General features: G+C 62.3%; 17 protein-coding genes, 1 tRNA gene and 1 pseudogene. 17 read left to right on the forward strand and 2 right to left on the reverse strand.

The window, feature by feature from the left end:
* From ACN0X7_RS13290 to ACN0X7_RS13315, 6 genes and pseudogenes are all read left to right on the forward strand, one after another.
* Complete coding sequence (locus tag ACN0X7_RS13290) at window positions 1–1,860, forward strand: type IV secretory system conjugative DNA transfer family protein (RefSeq protein WP_417518005.1); 1,860 nt, start codon at window positions 1–3, stop codon at window positions 1,858–1,860.
* A complete protein-coding gene (locus tag ACN0X7_RS13295; RefSeq protein ID WP_417518007.1) occupies window positions 1,857–2,114 on the forward strand; it encodes a hypothetical protein in 258 nt (85 codons plus the stop codon). Before ACN0X7_RS13290 ends, ACN0X7_RS13295 begins: the two co-directional genes overlap by 4 nt.
* On the forward strand, window positions 2,114–2,488 hold the full coding sequence (locus ACN0X7_RS13300; protein ID WP_417518009.1) for a hypothetical protein: 375 nt from the start codon (window positions 2,114–2,116) through the stop codon (window positions 2,486–2,488). Before ACN0X7_RS13295 ends, ACN0X7_RS13300 begins: the two co-directional genes overlap by 1 nt.
* A gap of 29 nt (window positions 2,489–2,517) precedes the next feature.
* Window positions 2,518–2,937, forward strand: coding sequence for a hypothetical protein (locus tag ACN0X7_RS13305; RefSeq protein WP_417518011.1), 420 nt, complete (start codon window positions 2,518–2,520; stop codon window positions 2,935–2,937).
* Window positions 2,938–3,053: 116 nt separating this feature from the next.
* Complete coding sequence (locus ACN0X7_RS13310) at window positions 3,054–3,437, forward strand: hypothetical protein (RefSeq protein ID WP_417518013.1); 384 nt, start codon at window positions 3,054–3,056, stop codon at window positions 3,435–3,437.
* Between the two features lie 67 nt (window positions 3,438–3,504).
* Window positions 3,505–3,852 (forward strand): annotated as a pseudogene (locus ACN0X7_RS13315) (recombinase family protein); the annotation flags it as partial.
* A 150-nt stretch (window positions 3,853–4,002) separates the two neighbouring features.
* On the opposite strand, the gene ACN0X7_RS13320 reads toward ACN0X7_RS13315, so the two are convergent.
* Both ACN0X7_RS13320 and ACN0X7_RS13325 read right to left on the reverse strand, forming a co-directional pair.
* The gene (locus ACN0X7_RS13320; protein ID WP_417518015.1) at window positions 4,003–4,752 is read right to left on the reverse strand and encodes a hypothetical protein; all 750 of its coding nucleotides are present in this window, start codon (window positions 4,750–4,752) and stop codon (window positions 4,003–4,005) included.
* A 220-nt stretch (window positions 4,753–4,972) separates the two neighbouring features.
* A tRNA-Ser gene (locus tag ACN0X7_RS13325) sits at window positions 4,973–5,062 on the reverse strand.
* A gap of 133 nt (window positions 5,063–5,195) precedes the next feature.
* Between ACN0X7_RS13325 and ACN0X7_RS13330 the strand changes: the two genes are divergently transcribed.
* From ACN0X7_RS13330 to ACN0X7_RS13380, 11 genes are all read left to right on the forward strand, one after another.
* Window positions 5,196–6,332: a hypothetical protein gene (locus ACN0X7_RS13330; protein ID WP_417518017.1), complete on the forward strand. Its 1,137-nt coding sequence runs from the start codon at window positions 5,196–5,198 to the stop codon at window positions 6,330–6,332.
* Window positions 6,257–7,720, forward strand: a complete 1,464-nt coding sequence (locus ACN0X7_RS13335; RefSeq protein ID WP_417518019.1) for a hypothetical protein — start codon at window positions 6,257–6,259, stop codon at window positions 7,718–7,720. The genes ACN0X7_RS13330 and ACN0X7_RS13335 overlap by 76 nt, the downstream gene beginning before the upstream one ends.
* 78 nt (window positions 7,721–7,798) lie before the next feature.
* Window positions 7,799–8,818 carry a lytic murein transglycosylase gene (locus ACN0X7_RS13340; RefSeq protein WP_417518021.1) on the forward strand — a complete coding sequence of 340 codons (1,020 nt, stop codon included), beginning with the start codon at window positions 7,799–7,801 and terminating at the stop codon, window positions 8,816–8,818.
* Between the two features lie 68 nt (window positions 8,819–8,886).
* Window positions 8,887–9,840, forward strand: coding sequence for a septal ring lytic transglycosylase RlpA family protein (locus ACN0X7_RS13345; protein ID WP_417518023.1), 954 nt, complete (start codon window positions 8,887–8,889; stop codon window positions 9,838–9,840).
* A 40-nt stretch (window positions 9,841–9,880) separates the two neighbouring features.
* Complete coding sequence (locus tag ACN0X7_RS13350; RefSeq protein WP_417518025.1) at window positions 9,881–11,014, forward strand: D-alanyl-D-alanine carboxypeptidase family protein; 1,134 nt, start codon at window positions 9,881–9,883, stop codon at window positions 11,012–11,014.
* A gap of 1 nt (window position 11,015) precedes the next feature.
* Entirely contained in the window at window positions 11,016–11,663 is a 648-nt protein-coding gene (tmk, locus tag ACN0X7_RS13355; protein ID WP_417518027.1) for a dTMP kinase, read from the forward strand.
* Window positions 11,567–12,802, forward strand: coding sequence for a DNA polymerase III subunit delta' (locus tag ACN0X7_RS13360; RefSeq protein ID WP_417518029.1), 1,236 nt, complete (start codon window positions 11,567–11,569; stop codon window positions 12,800–12,802). The genes tmk and ACN0X7_RS13360 overlap by 97 nt, the downstream gene beginning before the upstream one ends.
* A gap of 25 nt (window positions 12,803–12,827) precedes the next feature.
* Window positions 12,828–14,396, forward strand: a complete 1,569-nt coding sequence (gene metG, locus ACN0X7_RS13365; protein ID WP_417518031.1) for a methionine--tRNA ligase — start codon at window positions 12,828–12,830, stop codon at window positions 14,394–14,396.
* Window positions 14,397–14,407: 11 nt separating this feature from the next.
* Complete coding sequence (locus ACN0X7_RS13370; RefSeq protein ID WP_417518033.1) at window positions 14,408–14,857, forward strand: GFA family protein; 450 nt, start codon at window positions 14,408–14,410, stop codon at window positions 14,855–14,857.
* A 1-nt stretch (window position 14,858) separates the two neighbouring features.
* Complete coding sequence (locus tag ACN0X7_RS13375; protein ID WP_417518035.1) at window positions 14,859–15,635, forward strand: TatD family hydrolase; 777 nt, start codon at window positions 14,859–14,861, stop codon at window positions 15,633–15,635.
* 1 nt (window position 15,636) lies between these two features.
* Window positions 15,637–16,395 (forward strand): MBL fold metallo-hydrolase, encoded by a 759-nt coding sequence (locus tag ACN0X7_RS13380; protein ID WP_417518037.1) that lies wholly within the window; start codon window positions 15,637–15,639, stop codon window positions 16,393–16,395.
* Window positions 16,396–16,782 lie beyond the last annotated feature (387 nt).

Below are 16,782 nucleotides of genomic sequence, written 5' to 3' on the forward strand. Positions count from 1 at the left end.
GTGGCCGCACACAGCAACAACTCGGGCGGGCGCGTTCTTCCGGCTCTAATCGTCTGCGGCCTTAGTCTGGCCGGTTGGCGGGAACTGGGGTTCGCGCCCGCCCTTGTGGGCGGGTCTATCGACCCGCTGCCAGCGGCGGCGCTGTTCGGTCTGGTCGTGTCGGGCATAGCGCTATTGCAGATCGGCCTGCGCGCCTTCGCCGATCTCTGCGGCTACTTGAAGGCGCGCCAGCCGACGGGACGCAAGGGCAAGGCGCGGTTCGCGAAGAACCTGATGGAGGTCAGGCATGACCTGATCGATCACGGCACGGGATTGTATTTCGGTGCGAAGCACGGCACGGCGATTTTTCCGAAGCTGGAAACCGTCTCATACATATTGGGCGCGAGTGGTAGCGGCAAAACCACGAAGATAATTCTGCCCCAGATTCTTGGCCTCAAGGGCACATCAAAGATCTACTACGACTACAAATCTGACATCACCCCGCAAGTGGTCAGGGCGCTGAAGAAGCGAGGGGAATGCGTCCGCATCATCAATCTGGGCGGGTTGTATCCTGACCTGATCGGGCAAGAGAGCGACATCTACAATCCGCTCATCCTGATCCTGGAATGCTTCACCAGCGGCAGGCTGGAGGACGTGACCGATCTCGTGCGCGGCCTCTGCCTCATCCTCGATCCCGACGACAAGTCCGGTGACCTGAGCAATGCATCGTTCTGGAAGGGTAACAACCGCAGGGTGATGGGGTTCGCGACCCTTGTCGTGACCATCATCGAAGGCGATAACGCCAGTCTGGGCGCTGTCCGCCTTCTGCTGGACGACAAGCAAGCACTGCTTCGCTACGCCCTTTGGGCGGGTGGCCGGTTGAAGACGAAGACGACTAATGAGCACGGCGAGCCGGTTGAAGCTGAGGCCGAGTTCCCCCTATGGGAATCGCCGTGGGTCAAGGCGGATATCCATGATCCGCATGATATCGCCGACTTCGAGAAATTCCTGCGCGCTCTGGCGTCGGGCATTGCCGATGTGCTCGGTCAAAGTGATGGGAAGCTGGCAGACAGCATCCTGTCCGGCGCGCGCGAGTCCGCGCTGTCTTACTTCGACATCACCACGCGGGCGCACAAGGTGACCAGCGGCAAGAGCACCTTCCGCTTCTCCGATACGAAGGAGCGCGGCACAACCACCATCATCGCCATCATGCTCGATCCCAACAAGAAGGCGCAGCAGGCCGTGCTCGGTGTTTTGAACTGGGCGGCTTTGATGGAGCTGCGCGCGCACGAGAACAAGCAGAAGAAGGTCTATCTGCTGGTTGATGAGGCCGGGAATTTGCCATGGGTTAACATGACAGAGGATCTAACCACACTCAGATTTAGTAATACTATTCCTGTCTTTGCGTTCCAGAATTTCCCCGCCTTCTCTGATCGTCACGGGAAGGCGGCACTTGAGACGCTTCTGTCTGAAGCGCAGGCCGCATTGTTCCTGCCCGGCGGACAACGCAACCCTGAAACCCTCTCCATGATCCGCCGCATCCTCGGCAATAAATCGGTGATCGCGCGTTCGAACAATGCCAACGCGGCGAGCGGCGCATTCTCGATGGACGGATATTCCCTGTCCGAAGAGGGCGTGCCGCTGATGGATGAGGAAGAAATTCGCACCGCCAAACGCGGCATCCTGCTTCTGGGGAATAACAAGCCCCTTGAGGTCGATGTGCCGAGTGTCGCCGAGATGATGTCATTCAAGCGCCAGCTTGAGCGGTCACCCCATTATGAGAAGCCCTATCGCAAGCGCACGAAGCTGAGGGTGCGCCCGTACCCGCGCTCTTTCCGGTCCTGGCTCGGCGCGTTGCTGCGCGGCGGAGACACGTCATGAGACGCGGGCTTGATATGGCGGGCGCTGCGGGGCGCGGGCTGGCTGCATTTCTAGGCTATTGGCCGTGGTTGCTGGTGGCGCTGTTCTTCGCCTCGCCGGAAGGGCCGCACCTCTGGATTGCGACCAGTAAGATCAGGACGGGCGCATTCTCTCATGGCGTGACCTGCACCTATCTCGGTAGCAGGGGCTTTGTGCGTGCCTACGTACCGGACTGCCCTGGCGTGATCTGGCTGGATAGCAGGGAGTGGCGCTGATGAGCCTCGCCCGCAAAATCCTCGGCCAATGGCTGTCCACCCCGGCGTTGAGCCGCCTGCCGAACGTGCGCCGTCAGTTCGATCTGAACCGCGATCCCTACATCGCGCGGCAAATCCTCGATCAGGAGAAATCGGAGAGCCAGCGGCGCAGCGATACGGCCAGGGGCGATCAAGGACGAGGACGCCCACAAGACAAACCCGCGCCTGCTCTGAAGCCACCACCAAAGATGCGTGGCCGCGAAGAACCGCAAGGCTGGCTGACCGCGCAGCGGGATGCCGTCTTCGCCGCTGCGGCTGCTTACGACGCGGAAGTCGCGCAGCAGGCCGAGCGCACACCATCCCTCTCACGATCAAACGATATGCCCTCGCTGTAGGGCGCAACCGCAAAGGAAGGAGAACCATCATGACTGACACCACAGAGAAGACCGCGAAAGGCGAAGGCCCGATCAAGCGCATCACCTCTGAATCGTTGGCCGTCAAAATCTGGAAGCAGCCTGGCGTCGAGAACAAGCCGCCGTTCCTGACCATCACCATTGGTTCGCTCTACCGCGACAAGGAGACCGGCAAGATCCTCGAGTCCAGCTCATTGACGGTCAGTCAGATGCAGAAGCTGCCGATGATGCTGAACGAGGCCAATCTCTTCGTCAGCCAGTGGAAGGCACGCCAGAAGGATGCGCGCCAGCAGCAGGGTCACGAAGCACCGACAAAGGCCGAAGCCACCCCCAACACCGGCCTGACCGCGCAACGCGATGCGGTGATGGCTGAAGCGGTCGTTGATACGCCTGCTCGCGCTCCCGAACATTCGCCCACGCTTGATCAGTAAATACTGAACATATGAGCGGTTATTCTTGAAATATTGAACAAAATAGGATAGTATTCCTATCAATATTTTGAATAACCGCCATAGGAGGCGCAGAGAACGAAACAAAGGATATGATTATGAAGAACAAGATAATGACGGAGGGGAGGAATCAGGCGGAAGCGCCGCACCTGCAACCGCCGGGTGCGTCATGCGCCTTGAGTGATGACGAGATTAGAGAGTTCGCCGCGTATTTCGACGATGAAGACGTTACCGATGAACAGGTCGTTGAGTTCATCCAAATCTATTGGGCGTTGGCATTGGAAGTCATGGCGATGGACTTCGGTCTCCATCCTGTTCAGTTGGCCGAAATCAGCTGTGGAAAACTTGCTGAGAATGACCCTCGCTCGGCACGTCCAAGCCTGGATTCTGTATACTCCAAGGAAGGCATTATTGCCCAAAACTTCGAAGAAGCCGCCAAGCGTTCCAGCGGAAAAGCGGTTGAGGATTTGCCGCATGAATGATTTTGACACTCAGCCACACGGCCTCACAGACTGCATCATCTATACGCGGGTTTCGTCACTATCCCAGATGGAGCGAGGCCAGGGCGCGGAATCTCAAGAGGTCTTTTGCCGGAGATTCGCCGAGAGCCAGGGTTATACCGTGTGGGGCGTGTTCTTCGACAAAGGCGTTTCAGGCGCGCGACTGGATCGCGAAGGTATTCAGGATGCTCTGGCGTTCCTGCGGAAACACAAGAAACAACGCCGCTTTGTCCTGATCGTGGACGACATCTCCCGTTTGGCGCGGCATATCCGCGTACACCTTGATCTGCGAGACGCCATCGATGCGTGCGGCGCAGTTCTGGAATCGCCTTCTCGATCTTTCGGCTCTGACCCTGACGGTCGCTACTTCGAGAACATGCAGGCGCTCGGCGCGCAGCACTATCGGGACAAGATACGCGAAACGACAAAGAAGCGCCGCACCGCACGATTGATGGGCGGCTACTGGCCGTTCAGCACGCCAATAGGTTACCGCTCTGAGAGAGTTGAGGGGCACGGCAACATGCTTGTTCGTGACGAACCTCTGGCCTCAATTATTCAGGAAGCTCTGGAATCTTACGCCTCGGGACGCCTTCAGTCGCAGGCGGAAGTCGCGCGCTTTTTGCAGAGCCGTCCTGAGTTCCCGAAAAACCGTTTCGGCGTGGTCACCAACGAAGCGGCAAATAGAGTGTTGCGGCGCTTGCTGTATTCCGGCCATCTGGAGATGCCGAAATACGGCATCGACCTTCGCGAAGGAAAACATGAAGGTCTCGTCACGCTGGAAACCTTCAACCGGATACAGGCGCGTCTGGCGGGCAAGGCCTATGTGCCAGCGCGCGCCGATCTCTCGGAAGACTTCCCGCTGCGCTCCTTCGTGCTCTGCACATGCGGCAAGCCGCTGACGGCCAACTGGTCGCGCTCCAAGACGGGCGCACGCCATCCTTACTACATGTGCTTCAACAAGACTTGCGAGCATAACCGCAAGTCGATCCGGCGCGCTGATATCGAAGGCCGCTTCGAAGCGCTTCTGGAATACGTGCAGCCATCGCAACGATCCTTCGAATTTGTTCGCAAGATTCTGAAGAAGGCCTGGGACTACCACCACGAACGGGCAAAGGCGGCGAAGACCGCCATCCGGCAAAAGATTGCCGAATTGGAGCGCCAAAGCGCGACCATGCTGGATAGCATTGTGACGCTTTCGAACACGGCTGTGATCGCCCGCTTCGAAGACAAGATCGGCGCGATAGAAGCCGAGAGACTGGCGCTGGTCGAGAAACTGGAAACCAAAGGCGCTTCGCATCGCCCCTTCGAGGAAATGTTCGAACTCGCCATGCAGTTTCTGGGAAGCCCGATAAACCTGTGGAATAACAGTCAGGTAGCCGCGTTCGCAGAGAAGCGCACAGTGCTCAAGCTCACATTCGCCGAGCCATTGGTCTATGACCGTTTCGAGGGGTTTCGAACTCCGAAAACATCCATTGTTTTCAGTGCTTTGAAGGGTGGCGACATGCCAAATTTTAAAATGGCGGACAGGGTGGGATTCGAACCCACGAAGGGTTTTCGCCCTTGGCGGTTTTCAAGACCGCTGCCTTCAACCACTCGGCCACCTGTCCTGAGCGGTGATCTAGCACCGACATCCCGACCCGTCCAGCAGGTGTCTGTGCCTCCGCCAGACCGATCGAGGAACGACCCTGTGCCGGGCATCGGATTAACAGGATTTTCAGGCTTCGCGACCAGACTTGACCGATGCACGGCGCGCAGTTGGACATTTCGGGCAACGGACTTCCCGTCAGACCTCTGACAGGGGGTGCGAAGACCCTGCGTCGGCTGGACTATCATCCGAAGACCTTCGCGGCACGCGGTGCGGTCGTGCCTTTCACGACGCGCTTGCTCTCCCAGGCACGGGTGCGCCCGGCGACGCGCGACAAGGAGACCGAAGACCGCGGGATCGAGGCCCTGTTGCCCGGTTTCGCGGGCGGCACCAGCATCTATGTGACACCCCTCGATACGCTTGGCGAGGTGCTGAGCCTGACCGTTCACGATCGGGCGCTCGCGTCCCTGATCGCCGAAAGGGGCAGCGTCAGTCCGATGCAGATCCGGCGCTGCTGGACGCAGATCGCGCGCAGCGGCCTGGCCGGCTCCGGGGAAATGCAGCGGGCAATCGACTGGGAAAGGGCTCACGCGGCGGTCTTCCATGCCGATCAGACCGTGATGCTGCAGGAACTTGCGCGCTTTCACGGTCTCGCGCTGCCCGAAGGCCTGACCGGCGAGATGCTTTCGCGTTCGGGCAACGCCGTGTTCACACGTGCCGTCGAGGCCTTCGCGAAGGTCGGCGAACTGGATGGCGGCGCCATCGAACGCAACCTTGCCGAACTGGTCGAATTGCTGGCGGGCATCGGCCTGAAGCAATCACCACGCGCCGGACCCTTCCGGGATCTGGTCTGGGAGGTGGATGAACTGGCGCAGATGCTGACCATCTGGGGACGCGACACGATGGCGGACGTCGGACCGATGGCCATCTTCTGCGGAGAAGCCGCCGCCTTCTCCGCCGGTCTCGCCCGGTCCAGTCTTGCCGCCGTCGACCGGCTGACATCCGACGTGGGCCCCGTCATCGATGCGTGGCCGGAGGCGGCACCGGCTCTGAAACGCGAGATCGGGCGGCTGCACTGGCTCCTCGACGGCTGGGAGCACATGATCGGTCTCTGGAACGCGGTGATCGAAGGCCGGGCAATCGCCGAAGACATCATCCAGGAGATGACGCGAATCCTGCCGATCGTACCGCCCGATGAAACGCGGGACAGCCGATCGTGGAACAGCGTATCATCGACGACGATGGCGGTTTCGCAGCCGGTGAACGGACGGGCGGGGCGGCTCCTGCGATGACCGGCGACGCCTTGCAGCTGCCGCCGCAGGAACTGGCCGCGCGGGTTTCCCGGCTGCCGACAGAGCGCTTTCTGGAAGTCTACCGTCTCTACGAGAAGCTTGGGCGTCAGACCGATGTGATGCCTGAAATGTCGGTCCTGCGCGACCGGCTCGTGCGTCTCCGTCCGCGAAGGGCCCCGACGTTCACGCGCCTTCTGTGCATGCCTTTCGAGGATTTCATCGTGCGGGAAACGGGCGGGACGTCCGCTCCGATCAGCCGACGCCAATGCCGGACTCTTGGCCGTCTCGTGACGCGGCTCATGGGACCGACGGAAGTCGCGACCGTGCAGCGACAGCTCGCAGCCATTGATCCCGTCGCGGGCGACGATCACGCGCTTGTCGATGTCGGCGGGCGTATCTGGTCACGTGCCGCGGCCCTGCTGCGGTCCACCCGCTTCCGGCGGCGGCGCGGGCGCTCGACAGGTGCGGATTCCCTCAGGGAATCCCTGGCATTGATCATCCGTTGCCTTGAAAGCGGACGGATCATGGTGACTTTGGGCTCGGGCCTGCCGCGCGGCCCGTTGCAGGATCTGGACAGGCGCGGCAAGGCCCTGCTGTCACGAACGATCCGATCTGTCCCCGAGGATGGATTGAGTCGTCTCAGACTGCCGATGATGCTTCTGATGGGACGGCTTGAAAGTCCGGCCCGGGCCGTCAGCATACTTCAGGACAGTGAGCTTGCCATATCGCCGGCGACGCGGCGTGCGCTGCTGCACATGACCGCGGACATGCTGACCGCAGACATGGCGCAATGCCGGATCGCGCTTGAGAATTATCTTGGCCGACACGAACGCGCGCCGCTCCCCGAGCTGATGGCCCGGATTGAACCCGCCGTCCGCAAGGCGCGGGACGGAACCGGCGCGGGCGTCGGGCATGAGGCGATGACGGCTCTTCTTGCGGTATCGGCTGCCGCGATCCGTGAACGGGTGTTGAAGAGCATACCGGGCCGTCTGAAGAACACGCTCGCGCTGCTGACGGCACCCTATGTCGATGATGCTGCCGGCGATCCTGACCGGGTGCGCGCCGGGCAGCAGAGGCGCATCGAGGACATGATGGCGATGGAACACGCGCTGAGAGCCGTTGTTGCGGCCGGCCATGATGCGGACATGCTGGGTATCCAGAGCGAAGTACGGGCAGCGGTCGCGCAGGCTTCTGCAGCACTGGAACAGGCCTGCCAGGGGCTGGTTTCATCGGCCGCAATATCGTCCGGACCGGCAACCGCCGATCCCCGCGGATGCATGATGATCCTGGTTCACCTGATCGAGATCGTCGCCGGTTCGGATCGGGCGGACCGGATTCGCATTGATTGCGAAACCGTTCTTGAGCGCGCGGGGCAGCACGCGGCCTGACGAAGCTCCCTTGCGAATCCGCCCGTGTTCGTGGACTCTGGACCCGAGGGTAGCATTCATGAAACAGGCGGAACGACCTTGGGAAAACTGATCAGGCTGATGCCGTTGCTGGCAATGTTGGTGCTCGTCTCTCCCGCGCGATCGCAGGACCTGCCGGATTTCGACATCTGGCTGAACGAGGTCCGGACCGAAGCTCTGGCCGAAGGCATCAGCGCGGGTGTCCTCGACGTGGCCTTGCGCGACGTTCAGCCGGTGCGGCGGATTGTCGAGCGGGACCGCAGTCAGGCCGAATTCAAGCTGACCTATCAGATCTATGCCGACCGCCTGCTGACACCGACCAATATCCGGGTCGGCAACCAGCGCCTCAGGGAAGAGGCGGCGGTGCTCGGCGAGATCGAGAAGAAATACGGCGTGCAGCCGCGCTTCATCCTGGCGATCTGGGGCATGGAAACGCGTTATGGCGCGGTCAAGCCCACCATGCCGGTGATCCCCGCGCTTGCCACACTCGCCTATGACCGCCGCCGGTCGAGCTATTTCCGCCGGGAGCTGTTCCAGGCGCTCTGGATGCTCGAAAAGGGGCATATCGATCACGCAAGCATGCTGGGATCCTGGGCCGGTGCCATGGGCCAGCCCCAGTTCATGCCGTCAAGCTACATGGCCTACGCCCGGGATTTCGACGGCGATGGCCGGCGCGACATCTGGAACACCCGTGCGGACGTGTTTGCCTCGATCGCCAACTACCTCAAGAGCCACGGCTGGCATTCGGATCAGACCTGGGGTCGCCGCGTGCTGTTGCCCGCGGACGCCGAATCGGTCCGCTCAGCGATGCCGAAGCGCACGAAGAAGAGCGGCTGCCGGGCGATCGATGCGATGTCGGGACCGTTGAGACTGTCGGAATGGCAGGCGCTCGGTGTGCGCCGCATGGACGGACGCGATCTGCCGACCCGCGATCTGCCCGCATCGCTGGTGGAACCGGATGGACCGGGCGGGCCGGCTTTCCTCGTCTACCGGAACTACCATTCGATCCTGCGGTATAACTGTGCGCATCTCTACGGACTTACCGTGTCGGCGCTTGCGGATCAGATCGCGGCGAAATAGGGTTCATCGGGTAGGACCGATTCGCGGGGTATGACACGGTGAAGTCGCCGACCGGTATAATCCGGCTCATGGGAATACCTGCGATTGGCGCAGCACTACTGCTGCTGGGCGCGTGCACGGAAACCCAACTCGCCGTCCATGTGGCCAAGAAGGCATCCCAGGCCGCTGCGCCGTCGGCAGGCGAGCAGCGGATCCGGGCTGAGAAAGTGCGCCGGGCGAGCCTCAGGCCCTACACGATTCGCGGCGTGCGCTATTTTCCGAAGGACGACCCGTCCTACGACGAGACCGGTCTTGCCTCCTGGTACGGCGAGCCCTTCCACGGGCGCGCCACCGCGACCGGCGAGATTTTCGACATGAACCGCGTGTCGGCCGCGCACAAGACCCTGCCGCTGCCCGCGACCGTCGAGGTTACCAATCTGGAGAACGGGCGCGTTCTGACCATTCGTGTGAACGATCGGGGACCTTTCGTAAAGGGGCGTATCATCGATCTGTCGCGCCGTGCCGCACAGCTGCTGGGTTTCGAGAAGCAGGGCGTCGCGCGCGTCCGGGTACGGCTCGATTCATCGGCTGCGGACGCGTTTGTCATGCGCCCGGCACCGATAACGAAGACCGAGCGGAAGCTGGTGAAGGCCGCGCCGCGCTCGGATGTCGCGGTCGCCGCGCTGCCGCCGCCGACAAGCACGGCGGGGCAGGCGGCGGTGTCCCAGTCGACCCCGGTGATCGCCAGGCCGGATCCGGCAGTGGTCCGTGCGACTTCTCCGGCGCAGCCGGTGTTCAGCCGTCCCGTGCCGGATACGAAGCTGTTCGTTCAGGCCGGGTCCTTCAGCGATTTCCAGAACGCCCAGAGGCTGCGTGCGCGTCTGGTGGCGCTCGGCAATGTCAATGTGAACCATGTCGTCGTGAACAATCGCGATTTCTACCGGGTCCGTGTCGGGCCGATCGCGGATGTGGCGGCGGCCGACCGGACACTTTCGCGGGTTGTCGCTGCCGGATCGGATGACGCGCGGATCGTAGTGGAATAGACTGCTGGCGTTTTGTTCACGTCAGACAGGTGCGTTCTTCATGCCGCGTTTCGTTTATCTTCTCATATTCCTCACGTTCGGGCTTTCGGCGGGCGCGGCAAGGGCTGCGGACTTCGAGACCAACGCCACCCACGCCATCATCATCGAGGCGGAAAGCGGTCGCGTCCTGTACGGAAAACAGATCGACGACCCGATCCCCACGGCCTCCATGAGCAAGATGGTCACGGTCTACATGCTGATGGAGGAACTGGCGAAGGGTACCCTGACCGAAGACGATACGTTTACCGTCAGCGAGAAGGCCTGGCGCAAGGGCGGATCGAAGATGTTCGTCGAGCTTGGCAAGCAGATCCGGGTGGGGGACCTGTTGCGCGGCATCGTCGTCCAGTCCGGCAATGATGCGAGCATCGTGGTGGCGGAAGGCCTTGCCGGCACGGAGGAGGCGTTTGCGGAAAAGATGAACGAACGTGCGCGGGAACTGGGTTTGACGGATACGTTGCTCAAGAACGCGACCGGCTGGCCCGACCCCGAACACCGGATGAGCGTGCACGATCTGGCGCGGATCGCCCGGCTCACCATCCTGAACTTCCCGCAGTACTACCCGATCTATGCCGAGAAGAGTTTCACCTATCACGACATCAAGCAGGGCAACCGGAACCCGGTCCTCTACAAGTTCGCCGGTGCCGATGGTCTGAAGACCGGCCATACCGAAGAAGCGGGCTATGGTCTTACCGCATCCGCAGAGCGGGATGGCCACAGGCTGATCGCCGTGATCGCCGGCCTGGAAAGTTCACGTGTGCGCGCGACCGAGTCGGTCCGGCTGCTGCAGTGGGCCTTCCGGACCTTCCGCAATCATCGCCTGCTGTCCGAAGGCGAGGTTCTGGACAAGGCCGAAGTATGGCTGGGCGAGAGCACCCACGTTCCGCTCGTAGCCGGAGAGGACGTCAATTTCACGATGGATGCCGAGAGCCGGAAGGGCATGACCGCTCATCTGGTCTATGAGGGTCCTGTGCCCGCGCCGATCCGGAAGGGGGAAAAGATCGCCGAACTGGTGATCCGCGTGCCCGATGCGGATCCCCTTCGCGTGCCGATGCTCGCCGGCGCAGATGTCGGGAAACTGGGCATCACGGGCCGGATCGCTGCCGCTCTGGGTTATCTGATTTTCGGAGGCAGCTAGGGTGCGCGCAGCGCATGCGGGCATCTTCATCACCTTCGAGGGCGGCGAGGCTGCCGGCAAGACAACGCAGATCGGAATGCTGGACGCTTACCTGAAACGGGCAGGGCACGACGTGGTCCTCACGCGGGAACCGGGCGGCACGCCGCTGGCCGAGCGCCTGCGCGCGCTTCTGCTGGACAGCTCGATCGAGATGGGGGCCATGGAGCAGGTGCTGCTGTTTCAGGCCGCACGGCGGAACCACGTCGATCAGGTCATCGCACCGGCCCTGCGGCGCGGGGCTGTCGTCCTGTGCGACCGCTTCAGCGATTCGACCCTCGCCTATCAGGGCGCGGCAGGCGGCATAGACATGTCGATAATCCGCCAACTCCACACGCTCGCACTCGACGGGTTCATGCCGGATCTGACACTGATCTTCGATCTTCCGGTCGAAGAGAGCCGGACGCGGATTGCGCAGCGTGCAGAGGCGACCGACCGCTTCGAGCAGGAACAACTCGCATTCCATGAGCGGCTTCGCGCGTGTTTTCTGGACATCGGAACCGCTGAACCGGAGCGGTGCCGGATCATCGATGCGGGCCACGACGTCGAGCACGTCTGGGCCAGCATCGTGGCCGAAGTGGACGGCTTTCTTGCCGCGCACGTGACTTCATGAAGGCGCCATCCCCAGCCGCGACCGACGCCCCGGAGCGACCAGCTCCCGATGAGGTGGCGGAGACGTTGCATCCGTCGGCAAATCCGTCGCTGACCGGGCACGCACGCGCCGAACGTTTTCTGGCCGCGACGCTCGCGGGCGGTTCCCTGCACCACGCATGGCTGTTTGCCGGACCGCCGGGCATCGGCAAGGCGACGCTAGCCTACCGGTTCGCACGGCGGTTGCTGTCCGACACGCATGATGCCGGTTTTTTCGGTGCGCAATCCGAAGACCTCTTCGTCGATCCGGACACTGCCGTGTTCGCGCAGGTCGCCTCGGGCTCACACCCCAACCTGCTGCGGCTGCGGCGGCAATGGGACTTCAAGACGAAGAAATACCGTTCCGGCATACTCGTGGACGATGTGCGGCAACTCACTGGTTTCCTGGGACAGCGCGCCAACCGCCGGGGTCGCCGCGTGGTCATTGTGGATGCCGCCGATGACCTGACCGGGCAGGCCGAGAATGCCTTGCTGAAACCGCTCGAGGAGCCGCCGGCCGATACGATCTTCCTGCTGATCAGCCATCAGCCGGGCGCGCTGCTGCCGACGATCCGGTCCCGATGCCGTCGCCTGGATCTCCGCTCGCTGTCCCCTGACGACGCACAGGCGGTCGTGCAGCGCCAGAGCCCTGAGCTGGATGCCGAACAGGCATCTGTCCTGTTGTCGCTGAGCGAACAGTCGCCCGGCGCGGCGCTGCGCCTGCACCAGGCCGACGGTATTGTGCTGTATCGGGAAATGATCTCGTTGTTCACGAAGGCACCCGCCATCCCCCGCGAAGCCGCGCAGAAACTCGCCGCCAGCATGGAGCGCGGGGCCGACGCCGAGCGTCGTTTCGCGCTGTTCTGTGCCCTGTTCGAAGGGCTGCTGCGGCGTCTCATCGCGACATCCGTGGTGCCGGAGAACGCCGTGCTGCCGCCCGATCCGGGCGAGGGGAGGCTGGCCGAAAGGCTGGCAGGTCGCGGCCTTGATCAATGGTTCGACTTGTGTGACAACCTGCAGCGCCTGAGGGAACGTACCGAAACCGTGAATCTGAACCGCAAGGCCGTTACCCTGACCCTCGTTTCCGCGTTCGAGGATGCCGCGCGCAAGGCGGCCGCCTGACGCCTGCCGGAGCCGGAAAAACACCATGTCGGACGCAGACACGCGCAAGCCCAGCTACTACATCACGACACCGATCTACTACGTCAATGACAGGCCCCATATCGGTCACGCCTATACGACGCTGGCCTGTGATGTTCTGGCGCGTTTCAAGCGGCTGGACGGCTACGACGTGCATTTCCTGACGGGCACCGACGAGCACGGCCAGAAGGTGGAAAAGTCCGCCGAGGCCGCCGGCATCGACCCCTTGAGCTTCTGCGATCGGGTCTCCCAGAACTTCCGCGACATGATGCCGGTCCTCAAAATCTCGAATGACGATTTCATCCGGACCACCGAACAGCGCCACGTCGACAGTGTGCAAGCGCTGTGGCGGAAGCTGAAAGAGGCCGGCGACATCTACCTCGGCAGCTATGCCGGATGGTATGCCGTGCGCGACGAAGCCTTCTACGGCGAAGACGAACTGACCAGAACCGAGGACGGGCGGCGCATTGCGCCCTCGGGCGCCGAGGTCGAGTGGGTGGAGGAGCCCAGCTATTTCTTCCGGCTCTCCGCCTGGGGAGACCGGCTGCTGGCCTTTTACGACGACCATCCGGATTTCATCTTGCCGGCCGCGCGCCGGAACGAAGTGGTCAGCTTCGTCAAGTCGGGCCTGCGCGACCTCTCGATCTCGCGTACCAGCTTCAACTGGGGCGTGCCGGTTCCGGACGATGAAGATCACGTTATGTATGTTTGGCTGGATGCGCTGACCAACTATATCACCGCCATCGGGCATCCCGAGACGGGCGAGGGGGACTACCCGCGCTACTGGCCCGCCGACGTGCACATGGTGGGCAAGGACATTCTCAGGTTCCATGCCGTCTACTGGCCCGCATTCCTGATGTCGGCCGGCCTGGAGCCGCCGAAGCGGGTCTTCGCCCATGGCTGGTGGACCATCGAAGGCCAGAAGATGTCGAAGTCGCTCGGCAATGCGGTGGCCCCGGAGGAACTCGTGGAAACCTACGGTCTGGACCAGACCCGCTATTTCCTGCTGCGCGAGGTGCCGTTCGGCAACGACGGCGACTTCTCGAGATCGGCGATGGTGCACCGGGTCAACGGCGATCTCTCCAACGACCTGGGCAACCTGTCACAGCGTGTTCTTTCCATGGTGCACAAGAACTGTGATGGCGCGATACCGGTGCCGGGTGAATTCACGTCAGATGACCGCACGCTGCTCGAGAAGGCCGATACAGCGATCGGCCGGGTGCGCGCGGCGATGGATGACCAGGCCCTGCACCGTGCCCTCGGCGAAATATGGGACGTGATCGGCGACGCCAATCGCTACGTCGATGCGCAGGCGCCCTGGGCACTGAAGAAGCAGGATCCGGAGCGGATGAAAACCGTTCTGTATGTGCTTGCGGATCTGATCCGCCAGGTTGCGATACTGGTACAGCCGGTCATGCCGGATGCGGCCGATGCGATGCTGGCCCAGATCGGCGTCCCCGGGGATCAGCGCGCGTTTCAGGCGCTTGGCAACGCCGGGCGCCTTTCGGGCGGTACCCCGATTTCCAAACCCGTGCCGATCTTTCCGCGCTATCAGTTCGAAGACGGCGACGCATAGGGAGAAACTTCGTGGGCGACGGCAATACGGTCAGCGCAGGCAGGTGCTTTTGCGGCGCGGTGCGGTTCGAATTCACCGGGCAGCCGAAGTGGGTGATCCACTGTCATTGCGAGAGCTGCCGCCGGGCGGTGTCTTCCCCGATGACGACATGGCTCGCGGTTCCCAATGACCGGCTGACGTGGACGGGTTCGGCGAGATCCTACGTGTCGTCACCGGGCGCGCTGCGCAAGTTCTGTGGAAACTGCGGCGCGCAGGTCAGTTTCGAACATGAACGGTTTCCCGACGAGACCCATCTGTATGTGGCGTCGATGGACGATCCGGGGGCATTCAGGCCGTCCCGGCATGTCTTTTTCGAGGAACGGCTGCCCTGGATGGATGTGCACGACGACCTGCCGCGTTTCCTGAAGGGTTCCGGGAAAGGTGCGCGGCCTGATCTGCATGGTCCAGCGACGGAGTCCTGATGTGCTGATCGACAGTCATTGTCACCTCGACTACCTGCAGCGCGACGGCGATCTCGATGAGGTCCTGTCCAGGGCGCGTGCGGCCGGCGTCTCGCCGATGCTCACGATCTCGACCAAGCTGCGTGAGTTCGATCTTGTCCGTTCGATCGCAGAGGCGCATGCAGATGTCTTCTGTTCCGTGGGCGTGCACCCGCACGAGGCTGAGTCCGAACCGGAGACCACCACCGATCAGCTGGTTGCCCTGGCCGCGCACCCCAAAGCCGTCGGCATCGGCGAAACGGGTCTGGATTTCTTCTACGAACACAGTCCCCGCGATGTTCAGGAAACCGTCTTCCGTGCCCACATCGCCGCGGCCAGAGAGACCGGCCTGCCCGTGATCGTCCACACCCGCGACGCCGAAGAGGAAACCATCCGGATCCTGCGCAACGAGATGGGGAAGGGGGCTTTCCCAGGCCTCATCCACTGTTTCAGCGGGACACAGTTTCTGGCTGATGCTGTTCTGGAACTCGGGCTGTATATCTCGATCTCCGGGATCGTGACGTTCAAGAAGGCCGATGACTTGCGCGAAGTCGTGGCGACCGTGCCGATTGATCGCATCCTGGTCGAAACCGACAGTCCGTATCTCGCACCGGTCCCGCATCGCGGCAAGCGCAACGAACCGGCGTTCTCCGCCCATACGGCGCGCCGGGTGGCCGACCTGCTGGGGCTGGAGATCGCGGAGCTCGAAGCGGCGACAACCGACAATTTCCGGCGGCTGTTCTCGAAGGCGGAGTTCTGAGATGCAGGTGACCATCCTGGGATGCGGCAGTTCGGGCGGGGTACCCCGGATCGGCAACGACTGGGGGGCGTGCGACCCGTTCGAGCCGAAGAATCGACGGCGCCGCTGTTCGATTCTGGTGAAGGATGCGGACAGTACCGTATTGATCGATACGTCGCCTGACATGCGTGAACAGCTGCTGGACGCGGGCGTCACGGATCTGGCGGGCGTTGTCTGGACCCACGATCATGCCGACCAGACGCACGGACTGGATGACCTGCGTGCGCTGGCCATCCGGCACCGGCGGCGGATCGATGTCTGGGGCGATGCGGAAACCCTGCGCCGCCTGAAAGCCAAGTTCGGTTACTGTTTCCCCGAAGGAACCACGGGGGCCTATCCGGCCATCCTGAAGGATCATCTGATCGACGGACCGTTCCGAATCAATGACATGCACATCGTTCCGTTCGAGCAGGATCACGGCACCATGAAATCGCTCGGTTTCCGGATCGGTCCGTTGGCCTACGCGAACGATGTGGTCGAGCTCGACGATCGCGCGTTCGAGGCGATGGCCGGCGCGCGGGTCATGATCGTCGATGCGCTGCGCTACACGCCACATCCGACGCACGCGCATCTGGATCGCGCGCTCCAGTGGATTTCACGGGTCCAGCCAGAACGCGCCGTCCTGACGAACCTGCATGTGGATCTGGATTACGAAACCCTCCGGGAAGAACTTCCCGCGGGCATCGAGCCGGCCTACGACGGCATGGTGCTGGACATCTGAAGCCGGACCCGGGCATCGTCTGCCAGTGCATCCTGTCCTGATACCACAGGACCATGCCATGCCGGTTGCATGACCCGCGTCGCAACCGGGCCTCATAAAGACATCTGCTCAAAATATTCCATAATATATATTATACGATATATGTGACGCACGAACGAGGCATGTGGAACCATTCAGCCTCCTCTCGCCTGCCTGACACATCATTAAGGTGATTTCGAACAGGCTCACAGGTGTTGCGCGCGGCCCTGCGTCTGTTCGCGTTCACACACGTGAACAGCTTCTGAGCAGCCGCGTATTCCCCCGAGGGCTTTGGCGAGCGGGCACTTGCGTCCTGGTCGTTGCGGTCTGGGGGTGTTGTGTTTGGGTTATTTTTGCATTGGAGAGGGT

Source organism: Minwuia sp. (assembly GCF_048263705.1).
GTDB lineage: Bacteria > Pseudomonadota > Alphaproteobacteria > Minwuiales > Minwuiaceae > Minwuia.